12 protein-coding genes and 2 pseudogenes are annotated in these 13,908 nt (G+C 37.4%); 4 read left to right on the top strand and 10 right to left on the bottom strand.

Translation table 11 applies throughout. The annotated features are described in order from the left end of the window. Positions 1-14 precede the first annotated feature (14 nt). The 9 genes from QT327_RS20805 to QT327_RS20765 all read right to left on the bottom strand — a co-directional run bounded on the left by QT327_RS20805 (position 15) and on the right by QT327_RS20765 (position 9,771). A complete protein-coding gene (locus QT327_RS20805; protein ID WP_130856203.1) occupies positions 15-1,025 on the bottom strand; it encodes a glycosyl hydrolase 53 family protein in 1,011 nt (336 codons plus the stop codon). Continuing rightward, complete coding sequence (locus tag QT327_RS20800; RefSeq protein ID WP_289553914.1) at positions 1,012-1,485, bottom strand: hypothetical protein; 474 nt, start codon at positions 1,483-1,485, stop codon at positions 1,012-1,014. Before QT327_RS20800 ends, QT327_RS20805 begins: the two co-directional genes overlap by 14 nt. Positions 1,486-2,087: 602 nt before the next feature. Then, positions 2,088-2,324, bottom strand: a complete 237-nt coding sequence (locus QT327_RS20795; RefSeq protein WP_289553913.1) for a hypothetical protein — start codon at positions 2,322-2,324, stop codon at positions 2,088-2,090. Between the two features lie 3 nt (positions 2,325-2,327). Next, positions 2,328-4,673: a GumC family protein gene (locus tag QT327_RS20790; protein ID WP_130856201.1), complete on the bottom strand. Its 2,346-nt coding sequence runs from the start codon at positions 4,671-4,673 to the stop codon at positions 2,328-2,330. Between the two features lie 20 nt (positions 4,674-4,693). Then, positions 4,694-5,494, bottom strand: a complete 801-nt coding sequence (locus QT327_RS20785) for a polysaccharide biosynthesis/export family protein (RefSeq protein ID WP_130856200.1) — start codon at positions 5,492-5,494, stop codon at positions 4,694-4,696. A gap of 22 nt (positions 5,495-5,516) precedes the next feature. Further along, positions 5,517-6,662 (bottom strand): TDP-N-acetylfucosamine:lipid II N-acetylfucosaminyltransferase family protein, encoded by a 1,146-nt coding sequence (locus QT327_RS20780; protein ID WP_130856199.1) that lies wholly within the window; start codon positions 6,660-6,662, stop codon positions 5,517-5,519. A gap of 40 nt (positions 6,663-6,702) precedes the next feature. Continuing rightward, the gene (locus QT327_RS20775) at positions 6,703-7,782 is read right to left on the bottom strand and encodes a DegT/DnrJ/EryC1/StrS family aminotransferase (protein WP_130856198.1); all 1,080 of its coding nucleotides are present in this window, start codon (positions 7,780-7,782) and stop codon (positions 6,703-6,705) included. A gap of 41 nt (positions 7,783-7,823) precedes the next feature. Next, entirely contained in the window at positions 7,824-8,717 is an 894-nt protein-coding gene (locus QT327_RS20770; RefSeq protein ID WP_130856197.1) for a glycosyltransferase family 2 protein, read from the bottom strand. Positions 8,718-9,015: 298 nt separating this feature from the next. Then, a complete protein-coding gene (locus QT327_RS20765) occupies positions 9,016-9,771 on the bottom strand; it encodes a GNAT family N-acetyltransferase (RefSeq protein ID WP_130856196.1) in 756 nt (251 codons plus the stop codon). 384 nt (positions 9,772-10,155) lie between these two features. Here QT327_RS20765 and QT327_RS20760 point away from each other — a divergent pair. The 4 genes and pseudogenes from QT327_RS20760 to QT327_RS20750 all read left to right on the top strand — a co-directional run bounded on the left by QT327_RS20760 (position 10,156) and on the right by QT327_RS20750 (position 12,945). Then, positions 10,156-10,664 (top strand): annotated as a pseudogene (locus tag QT327_RS20760) (UpxY family transcription antiterminator). A 72-nt stretch (positions 10,665-10,736) separates the two neighbouring features. After that, positions 10,737-11,108: a helix-turn-helix domain-containing protein gene (locus QT327_RS20755; protein WP_130856194.1), complete on the top strand. Its 372-nt coding sequence runs from the start codon at positions 10,737-10,739 to the stop codon at positions 11,106-11,108. A 98-nt stretch (positions 11,109-11,206) separates the two neighbouring features. Continuing rightward, positions 11,207-11,700, top strand: a pseudogene (locus QT327_RS28330) (phospho-sugar mutase); the annotation flags it as partial. Positions 11,701-11,718: 18 nt separating this feature from the next. Next, on the top strand, positions 11,719-12,945 hold the full coding sequence (locus tag QT327_RS20750) for a phospho-sugar mutase (RefSeq protein ID WP_354004829.1): 1,227 nt from the start codon (positions 11,719-11,721) through the stop codon (positions 12,943-12,945). Positions 12,946-12,995: 50 nt separating this feature from the next. Here QT327_RS20750 and QT327_RS20745 read toward each other — a convergent pair whose 3' ends face one another. After that, positions 12,996-13,895 carry a glycosyltransferase family 2 protein gene (locus QT327_RS20745; RefSeq protein ID WP_130856192.1) on the bottom strand — a complete coding sequence of 300 codons (900 nt, stop codon included), beginning with the start codon at positions 13,893-13,895 and terminating at the stop codon, positions 12,996-12,998. Positions 13,896-13,908: the final 13 nt, after the last annotated feature.

Raw genomic sequence — 13,908 nt, 5'->3', positions numbered from 1 at the left:
AATAAAATTAGTTATTATTTCGTCGAAGCTATAAATTGTCTAAAAATTAAATAAGCAGGTTTTAAACGACGTTGATTTCCTTCCATGTATATCAAACCATAATTCGGTTCATCTGGATATCTTGGCTTTAGCGCAGGTTGATCGAATAACTCATAAATAAATAAACCACTAATTACTTTATGCTTCAAAATTCGCTCTATACTTTTCGCTATATAGTCTTTTTGAGACGCAAACGAATGCTTTACTGTTCCCGCATGAGTATTAAACTCAGTAACCCAAATTTCCTTTCTATATTTTTCTTTAAGCGTCGGCAAAAAATCACCGTAAGGCTTTCTAGCATTTGTAATATCCCCCATGTCTGAATACCAGTGATACCCAATAATATCGTAGTTGACATGATGCTTTTCTAACAACTCTAGATAATACCAATGCGTCCAACCCAAAGAGATACTTACACGTAAAGATGATTTAACTGTCTTCATACCGTTAATAAACCCTTGCAGCAACCACATCCGCTTCTTCGCCTTTACTAGGTCATAGTGAGAGGCTCTTGTTCCATCAAGCTTTCTGCTTTTTATCAATTTTGTTTCCCACTCGTTTCCTACTTCCACAACATCTATTAGGTCTCCATATTCTTTTGCAAATGTTTTCCCTTGTTCATAATACAAATTATAGGTGTTCAATGAGTCAATTACAGTAGTATCAATCCTTGGAAAAACGGCTGGCATCGGTTTCACATTGATGGACTTTAGTTGTCTTACAAATGCGTAAAATGCGGCTTCGTTTTTCGATCGCCCTGTATTCGCTAAAGGCACATCAATCCGGTAATAATCCACCTTCAGATCTTTCAAAAATGAAAGTTGTTCTGCCCAGGTACGTTTGTTATATGCCTGTTGCGTAAAAGGATGCCCATTTATTCCCCAAATAAATACTCTGTTTTCCTTTGTCTGCCCGTTAACACGGTTACTCGATGATAAAAAGAATATCAGAAATATAAGCCCAAGGAGTTTCTCAAAATACAGCATCCGATTTGTTTTTATAATAAACTTTCAATATATAGCCTAGCGCTAGAAAAATCCAAAAAGAAGGGTACATAAACTCAGGGACCGTTGCCATCAAATTAAAATAGAGAATTAACAGCCCTATACTATAACAAAAAGCCACATCCCGCTGAAGAATAAAAATACGCGTATGCTTCAATATAAAGAAGGAAAACACCAGGAAGCCTATGATACCATTATTTACAAGTATCGTTGTAATAAAGTCCGTTGATCGAATATATCCAAATCCTATTCCAAAGAGTTTATGTGGAAAATGTAACCCGGTCCAGTAAGCAAGATGATAAGAGAACTTACCACCCCTATCTTGCGACGAACTACTATCGCCGCTGAGCTTATTCCCAAACACGCTGTCGTAAAGTGCATCAAATGTACTGCGAAATGCGTCCAGTTGTAGTATTGCCAACACCGCGAGTACGACAATCATTACGTAAAAAATTTGTTTGTAGCGTTTTCTGTAAACGAACCAAGCAATAAAAAAAACAATGATTGAAAAGTATGCGGTAGTAGAAAAAGTAAAAATTAAACAAACAAGTAATAACACAGAATCAAACTTTCTCCGTAAGGCGTAACTTAGCACCCAAAAAGGTTGTATAGTAAAGGTGAACATTGATGGTTCGCCTGTATATCCTTTCATCCTCTGAAATCTCATACCAGCAATAGTAGTTGTTTGAAACAAAGATGCAGAGGTTTCTCCAAACTTTCTATTGGTCACGAAATCTCCAGGGCTACCCGTTATCATATAAAAGATCACTTCATAAATCGCGTAAAAGCATAAAATACGTAAGGCCCAATAAATATAATCTATAATGGAATGATCGGCGTAATATTTAACCAGCAAATAAATTATAACTGAGATCATTAAATAGAGAGATTGTGTCAAATGGGAAGGTCGATAAAAGTAATCCAAAAACATACCCTGATTTATTAGCACGATTCGCTCATCTAATTTTAACTCATAGATCAGATTAAGAAATTGAGAGATTATACTAAAGCAGATATAAATCAAAAAGAAAACGCTTAAATCTCTTAAGACCATTTTTTTTGATTCCCTGCAGGAAACGCACATACAACCCCAAAAAGAATCGCTATAAGTACACTTATGATGGTTGTGCCTTGTACAGAGGGGATAAGTAAAAATGATGTTATTGGAAAGAACAAAACGGCAAAATTGATACTACTTCTGTAAAATGGCATCACACCGTATGTTTCATTTACCACTCCTTCATAAGAACTAAGTTCTAAAGGAAAATTTTCATTTTTCATACTTTAAAGCTTCAATCGTTTTCTCCAGTTCTTTCTCTCTAACGTATCTTCGTAACCATATCCATATCCATAGCTATAGTACGCTGAGCTGTTTACATTAATATCATTAACTATCAAATACATATTTTTGAGCCGATTCTTTTTATTTAATTCATTAATAAAATCGAACTGATCTTTTTTAGTATAATTATGCCGGCACACATAGGCCGTCATCTCAACATATTGTTGGATTATAAAAGCATCTGACACTAACCCAACTGGAGGTGAATCAACAACGACGTAATCGAATCGATGCTTTAACTTGTCGAACAAAGCTTCAACCTTTTCATCAAGAATTAGTTCCGCAGGGTTCTCGATTGAAATGCCAGCGCTTAACAGAAAACATGACGGGCTAAGTGGACTTTGCACAATACAATCTTCCACCTCTAAACGGCCTGAAATTACTTCCGAAAATCCCGCTACAGGCTCGTTAATACCCATCATCGCTGCCAACTTAGGTTGTCGCAAGTCAAGTTCAACAAAAACCACCCTTTTCCCAGTTAATGAAAGAGAAAGACCTAGATTGAGAGACATAAAGCTTTTGCCCTCTCCCTTGATAGTAGAAGTGACCATTATAGTTTTGGACTGCTTAGACTGCAAGGCGTAGTACAGGTTGGCTCGCAAGCTCCTAAACCCTTCTGAGAGTGCTGAGTTTCTAGCTCCTGATCCCACCACATGTTGTTGTTCGGAAGCACTATGTCCAATCTTTCCGATAATTTCAACATCACTATACCGCTCAAAATCAAATTCAGATTGGATTTTTGTACGTGTTAATTCTCTCAAATTTAGAAAGCCAAAAGGCACAATCAGCCCCATCATAGTTGCCATTAAATAGATGACAGAAGGCATGGGTTTTACAGGGCCTTCGCTGCTTTTTGCATCATCAACTATGTTGGCGAGCTCCGCGTTAGATGATTTTGCAATATTAGCTTCTTCACGCTTCTGTAATAGATATACATAGAGTTGTTGTTTAAGTTCCTGCTGACGACTGTAGTTAACAAACTGCCTTTCCTTGGCTGGAACTTGGCTTATTTGGCTATTAAACCCGCTATTTACCCGTCCCAACTCTTCATTTGTCACTTGCAATTCCTTTTTGTAAGACGCTATGTTCTGAAGTAGATTATTTCTTTCTGATTTGATCTGTTGTGTAAGGTTGATGATTACGGGGTTCGAATCTGTATATGATAATTTCTTCTTTTCATATTCTTGCAACAATACATTATACTGGTTCAAAGAAGAATTAAAAGCAGCATTTTGGATTACTGTAGAACTAGGTATATGGCTATTCGAAGGATTTTGCACGTAAGCTTCTAGTTGACGTATCACTTTCAATTGAGCCTGCTGGTCTTTCAACCTGTTATAATATTCATTCGCGTTGCCAACTAGCATTTTTGATTGCTCAGATAAGTCGGTAATTCGGTTGCTGCTTCTAAATCCTTCCAACTCCTTTTCGACATCAGTCAATTCAGATGCTACCAAGTTCAATCGGTCGTCAATAAACACCAACATACTATCCGCTAACCTAATTTTTTTATCTTTATTATCACTTATATACCTACTCATTATAGTTTGAAGGATCAACTCGCCCCGTTTCGGATCAGGATAGAATAATTGTAAGTTGGCTGTTGTAGCAGTTTTATCGGTTAGCTCTACACTAAAACTATTTAGTAATGAGTTGGCTGCCGCATTTTCCGAGATAATGTTTATCCAATACTTTTCTCCAATCCGCAATTCCGCCGATTCTTTCTTCGAAATGCCAATATTGTATTGTTTTGTATTAAGGATATTATTGACCGCAATTACCTTGTTAAAATTTTCATCTTCGCTTATAATACGGAGCTTCTCACCTTCCAAAACTTCGACTTCAAAGTTTCGTTCTTTAACGGAATCGACAATAATTTTGCTGACAGATACATTGAATGGAGTTTTATCAAAAAGTTCCTTAAATGTAGGACCGTTTTTTATTCCCGTTTTAATATTCAAATTTAATTCCTTTACAACCTCAAGTGCTAAACTTCTAGAAGACAACACCTTCATTTCATTCATTACGTTCTCTGTCGGCTTGAGCAGAAAAGAAAGTCCGTTATCATTTGCAAATGATGTTACAGCTTTACTCTCCGTCATACTCTTTTGATCCTTTAACATTAAAACCCCGGACACCAAATATTGAGGTGTTGAATATTTCAAGTAAGCGAATGCCAACAAAACAAAGAAACAAACTCCTAAAAGATAAACGTACCAGAAGCTGGCCATGCGTTTAAAAAACCTTGACATTTTTTTATCGTTGTCTCTATCTACTTGCATTTTCATAATCCTAATTTTTACGGAGATTAATTTCTAAACACCAGTATACCCACCGATACTAATGATGCTAATAAGCTTAAATATCTAACAAGAGAAGTGTCTGCGTTTAATAGCTTGGCTTTTGATGGTTCAACATATACAATATCGTTCTGCCTCAAATAGAAGTATGGTGAATTAAAAACATCTTTAGAAGTTAAATCCATCTTTACCGCGACTGCCTTTCCTTCATCATCTTTCCTCACAACAAGCACATTGGAACGGCGGCCATACACTGATAAATCACCGGCAAAAGCGATAGCGTCCAATACCGAGACACGTTGATTCGGAATGATAAAGGTACCAGGACGTCCAACCTCACCTAATACAGAAACCCTAAAATTAGAGAATCTCAGGCTAACGGTAGCGCCCTTAAAATACTGAGAAGCGATTTCACGGATTTTTTCCTTCGCTTGCAGAAGCGTACTACCAGCAAGATCAATCTTGCCTAGAATAGGAATTTCAACAGTTCCATCTTGACCAACAAGGTACCCTAAGACCATTTGACTGTTAACACTCGTTCCAATTCCTACAATATTTCCAGGTACTGACGTATTTCCACTATTAATAGCTTCCGATGCTTCCTGATCTACTGTATTTACACGGATATTCAAAATATCATCTGGCTTGATCTTCACCTCTTCAAATTTGATCATCGCGAACTCTGTTCCCGATTTTACCTCGGGCAGATCCTGAAAGTATTTCAACTTTCTAGAACTAGTACAAGCGGAGGTAATCGCGATTATTGCCATTACGAAAATCATCAAAGGCTTTTTGCATTTAGTTTTCATAGTCTTAATTTGGTATATTTATTTATAATGTAGATGTACATAGGTGTAGCTCTGAGGTGTTTCTTACAGTTGCACTAAAAAGGTTTCTATACATTGCGTCTATTCGTGCTGTCGATAAAAAATCGATAGCAATGTCCACATTGGCCTTTACGTCTATAGTTTGCGCAATATCTTCTACGCTTTCTAGCTCCCCAATAGCGAAGACTTGAAGTCCCATTGATTTTAAAAAATCGAACACAAGATTTTTTGGGTTCATGAAAACAAGCTTACCCAAAAGAAGTGCAATCCAAATGTTGCCCATACCAAGCGGTCGAATCGAATTGCTAACAAATATATCAGACTTATAAAAAGCGGTTAGATACTCGTGTAGCGTTAAAAACTGAGTAAGGTAGGTTATTTTTGTTAATAACGGCTTCCTTTCAATTTCTTTTTGTAAGATCTTAATATATTTCTCGTTACCATAACTTAACGGAATAACTATTTCTTCAAATCCGAGCTGTCTTAACTCTTCCAACGCGTCTAAATGATTATTGGAAGCAACACCCGAATTGCCAAGAACGATCTTAAAATCACTAATTTTCTTGTGTTTAAAATTACGATTATACAAAAATTGGCTTACGATAAATTCGGCATCGTACTCAAACATGTAAGCAAAATCCAAATGATTAGCTTTTAACCCCTTAATATGGGTTACTGCATAGTCATATTCAGGTTTTATCCAAGTTAAAACGTTCGCCACCTTTGTATAAACTTTGCTTAAGTCAATATTGAGAAAAAAGTGTCGAGCACGAGTCAAACGAAGTTCAATGGCAGAACGTCGATCTTTAATCTTCTTTACAATATGTTTCGTTTGCTTTTCAAATAGGTCTTCGGTTAGGTAAAGGTCTTTTCCCCAAATAATCCAATTTAGCTCCTGAAAATCATTATCATATACCCATTCGAATAGATCTCGCGTAAAACAGTGAATGAAGACCTTTGCATAATGTCTTGTATTACCGATCCGCCGAGAATCACACATTCTGCAATAAATCAGGTCTTGCCGCTTTATATATTTTAGCGAGCCACATTCTTTTACCACAAAAATGTTATTACCTAACAGTCCCAATGCTTCAAGCTTCTGGACAAAAGGGTCAAAGAACTTCTCGTCATCAAGTATATGTAGATTCATATCTTTTCTTTTTCACATAAATATTTATACATCGATTTCTTTAATTATTCTGTACTCTTAACAAAATACGACATACAAAATTGACTTCTTCCAACGAGAGTTCATGATAAAGTGGTAAGCAAAGTACCCTCTTGGCTATATCATTTGCGATTGGTGTGTTTGAAGACCCTACATATGGCAGATTCGCTAACGAAGGGTAAAAATATCGCCTGGGGAAAATCCGGTTATTATTTAATTCCGCAACATTTTTTGTTAATGTTTCTTCCGAATCAAAAATTAGGGGATAGTATGCGTAGTTGAATTCTGAGTCCTTGTTGATTTCGATTCTTTTTGCTTCTAAGGTACTTAAATTTTGATCGTAATAGCTATAAAGCGTTTTTCGATAATTCATAATCTCATCAATATAAGGAAGATTGGCTAGCCCCATGGCAGCATGAAATTCCGAGTTTTTGCCGTTGATTCCGATGTCATACACTTCGTCTACGTTACTAAATCCGAAATTACGCATATAAGCAATTTTCTTTAACAGTTGAGGGGATTTAGTGAATATAGCGCCACCTTCTATTGTATGGAAAATTTTCGTTGCATGTAAGCTAAGTGCGCTAGCATCTCCATAACTAAAAATCGACTTTCCTTTATACTTCGTCCCAAAACAGTGCGCAGCATCATAGAGAACGCGCAAGTTGTACTTATCCGCTATTCTTTGTATTTCGTCTATCTCACAAGGATTACCATAAACATGAGTTGCAACTATACCTGTTGTTTTCTCCGTAATGGCCGCTTCAATTAAGGAATGATCTATATTTAAGGTTTTAGGGTCAATATCAACAAAAACCGGCTTACAATGCTCCCAAACTAGTGAACTAGTTGTTGCGACAAACGAGAAGGGCGTGGTAATGATTTCGTCTTTCATTCCAAGTGCTTTAAGCCCTATCTGTAACGCAGTTGTTCCATTTGTTACGAATACCATATGGTCAACATCAAGGTATTGTTTTAAGCGAAGTTCAAGATGATTCACAAGAGGGCCATTGTTAGTAAGCCAATGCCTCTGCCAAATATCTTTAATATAAGCAAGATAGTCGTCAAGAGGAGGCATAAACGGTTGGGTAACATAAATCATACGCTGGAAATTATTCGATCCTTGTTTTTATTTGAATGACACTAAATACTTCTGATGATAAATCGCTTGATATAATGCTTTAAAATTAAAGGCACCTTATATTGAATTGGCACCGTAAGGTTAAGGCTTCTCATCTTGGTTGAGGCACTTGATACAGAAGCTCCTCTCAGTCCCAATAACATATTGTAAATTGATACTGCGAAATCTTTGCGCAATTTTTTGTCCCACCCCCCAATAGCATTCAAGTGCTCCGCTATCCTTACTCGTAATTCGACGTAGTTTTCACCGATCTTCTGTCTTTTTTTTAAATCGGAAGGCCTTGAGACCGAGTTTTGTTCTTCATAGATTATTGCGCATATTTTTTCACTCATTTTTATGCTGACATTATTCTTGAGAAGCCGGAACATCAAGTCATACTCCTGAGAGGAACTGATAGTAGTATTCCATCCGTCAATTGCGAGTAATGAGTGTTTACGGTATAGGTTTGCGCTAGTTATCCCAGCTCGTGAAAAAAATAAAGACCTCCAAATACTATCTCCTGACACAACCTTAAAGTTGCATGGTCGCATCTTGGTACGGTAAACTCGGGTGAAGGACCCAATAACCACATCTGCATCCACTCCTATCTCAAGCTGGTCAAGAAGCTTGTCTGGCAAAATTTCATCGTCCGCATCTAAAAATTGAATCCATTCGCCTTTTGCCAAATTTAAGCCTGTATTACGAGCAAAGCCTGCACCTTTTTTATACTCATACACGGAGCACATCCTTTCAGGAAACTGCTTAACATACTTTTCGATTATTTTTTGTGAGCCATCACTTGAATTGTTATTTACAAAAACGATTTCCCAATCCTTGTACTTTTGGTTCAACACACTTTCGACGGCTCTTGATAGATAGCCCTCACAATTAAAACAGGGAATTATTACACTGACCATTACAGATAACTTTGAACCGTTCAATTTTCGATTAAGAAATTATTAAACTCAGCAAAAGAACAATTTATACAAAAAGAAAGAGCTTCGCCATTCCACTTACAGTGGTCATTTTTTCTTGATATAAATCCGTCAAAACTTATATCGTATAAATCCACTGCAAAGATTACTAAATCAACAATAAAATCCTTATTTCAGAGCTATTATGGTAACAAATAGCGCATATCAACGAAATTGTGTAGATAGTTTCACACAATAACACGAATTAACACATCAACTACAGATACACGGTTTTGAATGGCTAAGCCAAAACGAGTAGGTCTGCCGGCTTGCTCATTAATAACGCCGTATCTACCAGTTCATATTGGAGCGGCTCACTACTAATGTAACCTATAAAAGAAAGTTTAAAATGTCGCAGCGCAGCGCATAAAACCGGATGTTGGCTAAGCATGTCTTCATTTTTCACTATCAGTGTTCTTCTTGCCAGTATGGTACCTATATAGTTTTCGTTATAGTAGATTTGTTCAAACCCAAAATTATCCCTTTGTGTCGAGAAAAGCTGTTTATTCATACCATTTAGCGGGCTATTGATATCGGTCAATGATCTTAAATCGTACCAGTACGTACAATCTAAAGGTTCCATACCTATGCTTAAGTACCAACTTAAGGCCCTGCTGTTCCTTTCGAAAACATGAAGTTGAAATAGGTAATCGCCTTTGGGTAGGGTTTGTTTAATATCTGCCATGGCATCGGTCAGCAGCTTCGTTCCTATTCTGCTTCCACGCATCCGATTATCGACAACAATGTGCTTTAAAAAAATAATTCCTTCTAAAAATTGAAAACATGCAAAACCAGATAACTCGTCAGACAACTGATCATATACATAATAAGTTGCATAAGCAGGATGATCAAGAATAGACTGAAAAAACCTGATATATCCCTCGTCTTGATGAACAAAGAATCTCGATACATAAGGATCGTAGGCAGACTTCAAAGATTCGCATATTGCGTTGGCTAATCGCACATCGGTCTTTTTTAAACGCCGAACCTCATACATACATGGTAAAATTTTGACAGTTATTCTAGTTGTAGTTGGGAAAAACAGATGTATCCATCCTTCAATATTCTGCAAGTATAACGCACCTTTGCCAAATAAGAGCGCCTCTTTTGAAATCTGTAGATAAGAATGTGAATTAATTCACACATTTATAAGGAAATCGCGTTATCCATGCTGCTTTGATCATAAAAAAGGAGCTTCTTCTCACAATTCCGTGGCATTCCGTTAACATTTGAGCTGAAGTGCACATATAGCCATAAAATATGCTACAAAAGGATGAAAATCAACCAAAAGACGCCAACAAGAGGCTAAATTTGACTCTTAATTTGATCATTTGTAGTGATTACAAAGACAGCATAGTGCACAAATAACAAAGCTAGTAAAATGAGAAATCAAAGACAATGGATCGCTATTTACACACGGCCTAAATGGGAGAAAAAAGTAAATCAACTTCTACTTCAACAGGGAATTGAATCTTTCTGTCCTCTGATTAAAACAAAAAGACAATGGGCAGACAGAAAAAAATAGTAGAAATCCCACTGTTTTCATCTTATGTATTTGCGCAGGTTAGCGCTCTTGAACAAAGCCGTGTTGAACAAGCCGCGGGTGTCGTTAATATTGTACATCACTGTGGCAAACCTGCAAAACTCACGCCAGAAGAGATCGACATGATAAAGAACTTGGTTGCCAAAAATTACGAGGGGTTAGAAACCGTTTCATTTGATCAAGTAAATCCTGGGGATCGCATCAAAGTAAGAGCAGGTATTTTGTCCGATTGGCAGGGAGAGGTCATAACGGTGAAGGGAAAATCCGTCGTCATGGTTTTAGAGCAATTTAATTGCGCACTGATAGCTAAAGTAAGCGTTTCACAGCAAAACTTATTACGTGCTTAACGACCGATGAAAGAATCATCAGAGTATTTTTGAAAATAAACCCAAGCAAATCTAATCCTAATGCAGACATCTATGGACAAACATTATGGCCATATTATTGAAAGAATTATCAGGCGTAATGGTTACAGTATAAGCGAACTGGCGCGTTTGACAAATGTAAATAGAAGATCTATATACAATTGGTTCAACCAAAAAAATTTAAAACCTGAAATCATTTTCCGCATTGGCTGCGCATTGAAACATGATTTTTCAGAAGAATTCCCTGAATTGTTCACTGAAGACGAATTTCAAAAAGTAATAGCGCCAGCAAAAACGTCAGAGGAGGATTCACAAACTGGCCCCGAAATTAGTAGCAGCTATTGGAAAGACAAATACATCAGAATTTTAGAGGAGTATAATCGTCTCCTGGTTAACCAAGTAAAACAAGAGCCGAAAAAATCTTAACGGCTTTCGTTTTTTACGAGCTTTTGTTACTTTTATATCGGGGTTTCGCATTTCGTGCGTACCTGTTATACCGCTTTAAGATACATATTGATTTACCTATGACAATTAACGGCTTAGAATTATCCATCGAAAAAAAAGTTCAGCAGTGGCTGAACGGCAATTATGACACAGAAACAAAAAGTGCTATCAAGGACCTAATCCTCCAAAATAATATCGAAGAGTTAAACGATGCTTTCTACAAAGATCTGTCGTTCGGCACAGGAGGCCTCAGAGGTGTTATGGGCGTGGGCACAAATAGAATGAACATTTACACGGTTGGAAAAGCCACACAAGGCTTGTCCAACTATTTACAGAAAACTTACCCAAATCAAGCAATAAAAGTCGTCGTAAGTTACGATAGCCGTAATTCTTCATCCTTATTTGCTCAGACAGTGGCTGATGTTTTTCAGCAAACAACATTCAGGTATACCTTTTTTCAGCATTAAGGCCTACGCCCGAATTATCGTTTGCCATCCGAGAGCTTGCCTGCCAAAGCGGTGTTATGATAACGGCTTCACATAATCCAAAAGAATATAACGGCTATAAAGCTTACTGGAGTGACGGTGGTCAAATGATAGCACCTCACGACAAAAATGTAATAGGGGAAGTAAATGCTTTGTCAATCGATGACGTAAAATTTGCAAGGAAGTCAGAGCTTATTCGGAAGATTGATGAGGAAATAGACCACCTCTATATTAATAAACTGGCTGCTTTATCATTAAGGCCAAATATTATCACAAAACAAGGGGACCTTAAGATCGTTTACTCACCTATCCACGGAACAGGAATCACCCTGGTTCCGAAAGTGCTGGCCAAATGGGGCTTTAAAAATGTGTCCACTGTTGAATTGCAAGCAATTCCCGACGGAAATTTTCCGACCGTTGTTTATCCAAATCCTGAGGAGGAAGAAGCGATGTCCATAGGCCTGCAAGAGGCCGTTAGACTAGATGCAGATTTACTTTTAGCTACGGATCCCGATGCCGATCGAGTTGGCGTTGCGGTAAAAAATTTAAAAGGAGATTTTCAACTATTGAACGGAAATCAGATCGGCTCCCTTTTGGTAGATTATGTTTTAAGCTCCAAGAAAGACGAAGGGAGTCTAGCACAAACTGATTACACTTGCAAAACGATTGTTACAACGAATTTAATAAGTGATATTTCTCTCAGCCACGGTGTACAGTGCTATGAAGTGCTAACAGGATTTAAATACATAGGTGAATTGATGACCAAACTTCTGCATAAGGAGAAATTTCTTGTAGGCGGAGAAGAAAGCTATGGTTATCTTGTTGGTGATTTAGTGAGAGATAAAGATGCTGTCGTATCGTGTGCTTTTATTGCCGAAATGACCGCTTATTATAAAAATCAAGGGAAATCGCTCTTTGAGGCATTAGTTGACTTGTATATAAAGCATGGTTTCTATAAAGAGAAGCTCGTTTCTTTAACGAAAAAAGGTCAAAGCGGTGCAGAAGAGATTAAATTGATGATGCAAAAATTACGAACAGAGACGCCAAGAGTATTAGGTGGTAGTACCGTCGCCTTATTAAAAGACTACGAAAACGGGATAAGCACTGATCTGATAACAAAAAAACAAGATTCCCTCGCGCTGCCAAAATCAGACGTACTTCAGTTTGTGTTATCAGACGGAAGTGTTGTTTCCGCTCGACCATCTGGGACTGAGCCAAAGATTAAGTTTTATTGCAGCGCCAAACTCCCATTGGACACCTTGGAAAACTATCAAGAAGTCAGCGAAGCGCTAGACCGTAAAATTGAGGAAATGATGAATACTTTATTAAAGTAGAATAATAAAGTAGTATGCTGGATAAATTTCAAAAATTAACCCAGCATACTTTATTCTCTATTCGCCTTCTTTCCAAATACAACTTTCATCTTTTCTAAGTTCATTGTATGTTTTATATATAGACGTAAACCAAATACTTTCAGCCTTTGCCATAAGGAAAGTTCTCCTCCGTAAAGTCTAAGCATATGCAAGGCATATCGTGAGGGTTCAAAAGTATTCAGATAATCTCTAATAGCAGCGCCTTTTGCCCCAAGTAACTGATGAGCCGTCCCTCCTCCAACCCTTTTTGCTTTTTTTATCAACTCCTGCATTGACTTTCTCGCAGGGTGAAATATCTTTACATCTTCGCCATATATGATAGAAAAGCCCGCATCTGACGCGCGCCGGGCCCACTCATAATCGCCTCCTGAAAATAACGTCTCGTTAAAAAGTCCTATCTTATCGAAAACATAACGATAACTGAACATATTCCCCGTTACACAAGCACCACTAGCATTTACTGTCTCGGCTTGTTTAAAGGCGAACACCTTCTCGTAAAGTTCCGCATCCGTCGGTTTTTCTTCATTATCATAAAAGATTTCAATAGCACCTCCAATTCGATCACATGCTTTGGCATTAAATAGCGTAACCGCATTCCTTATCCAATCTTTATCAGGTATACAGTCTGAATCCGTAAATCCAAGGATATTGCCCTTTGCTAATTGAATGCCGGCATTACGTGCTGCATATGACCCGGATTTTTGTTCATTTATAATACTGAAGTTCTGCGGTAAATCGTTCATAATCGAGGATGGTACAAAATCATTTGGATCATTATTAACAACAATCACTTCAAAGTTTGACGTTGGCCAAGATTGCTTCTTCAGATGGCTGATACATAACGCAAGCCTCGGCCAATCCCTATAAGTAGGAATTATAATAGAAACAAAGGTTATTGATAGTTCTTTCATTTGATCAGCATGA

Origin of the sequence: Olivibacter sp. 47 (assembly GCF_030372825.1) — a bacterium.
Taxonomy (GTDB): Bacteria; Bacteroidota; Bacteroidia; order Sphingobacteriales; family Sphingobacteriaceae; genus Olivibacter; species Olivibacter oleidegradans.
Note: the sequence above shows the minus strand (reverse complement) of the source record. Positions and strands in the feature narration are given on the sequence as shown.

Bases quoted from the DNA above. Each gene is read 5' to 3' on its own strand.
- QT327_RS20805 (WP_130856203.1), bottom strand. From the start codon at position 1,025: ATGCTGTATTTTGAGAAACTCCTTGGGCTTATATTTCTGATATTCTTT.
- QT327_RS20800 (WP_289553914.1), bottom strand. From the start codon at position 1,485: ATGATTGTCGTACTCGCGGTGTTGGCAATACTACAACTGGACGCATTT.
- QT327_RS20795 (WP_289553913.1), bottom strand. From the start codon at position 2,324: ATGAAAAATGAAAATTTTCCTTTAGAACTTAGTTCTTATGAAGGAGTG.
- QT327_RS20790 (WP_130856201.1), bottom strand. From the start codon at position 4,673: ATGAAAATGCAAGTAGATAGAGACAACGATAAAAAAATGTCAAGGTTT.
- QT327_RS20785 (WP_130856200.1), bottom strand. From the start codon at position 5,494: ATGAAAACTAAATGCAAAAAGCCTTTGATGATTTTCGTAATGGCAATA.
- QT327_RS20780 (WP_130856199.1), bottom strand. From the start codon at position 6,662: ATGAATCTACATATACTTGATGACGAGAAGTTCTTTGACCCTTTTGTC.
- QT327_RS20775 (WP_130856198.1), bottom strand. From the start codon at position 7,782: ATGATTTATGTTACCCAACCGTTTATGCCTCCTCTTGACGACTATCTT.
- QT327_RS20770 (WP_130856197.1), bottom strand. From the start codon at position 8,717: ATGGTCAGTGTAATAATTCCCTGTTTTAATTGTGAGGGCTATCTATCA.
- QT327_RS20765 (WP_130856196.1), bottom strand. From the start codon at position 9,771: ATGTATGAGGTTCGGCGTTTAAAAAAGACCGATGTGCGATTAGCCAAC.
- QT327_RS20755 (WP_130856194.1), top strand. From the start codon at position 10,737: ATGGACAAACATTATGGCCATATTATTGAAAGAATTATCAGGCGTAAT.
- QT327_RS20750 (WP_354004829.1), top strand. From the start codon at position 11,719: ATGATAGCACCTCACGACAAAAATGTAATAGGGGAAGTAAATGCTTTG.
- QT327_RS20745 (WP_130856192.1), bottom strand. From the start codon at position 13,895: ATGAAAGAACTATCAATAACCTTTGTTTCTATTATAATTCCTACTTAT.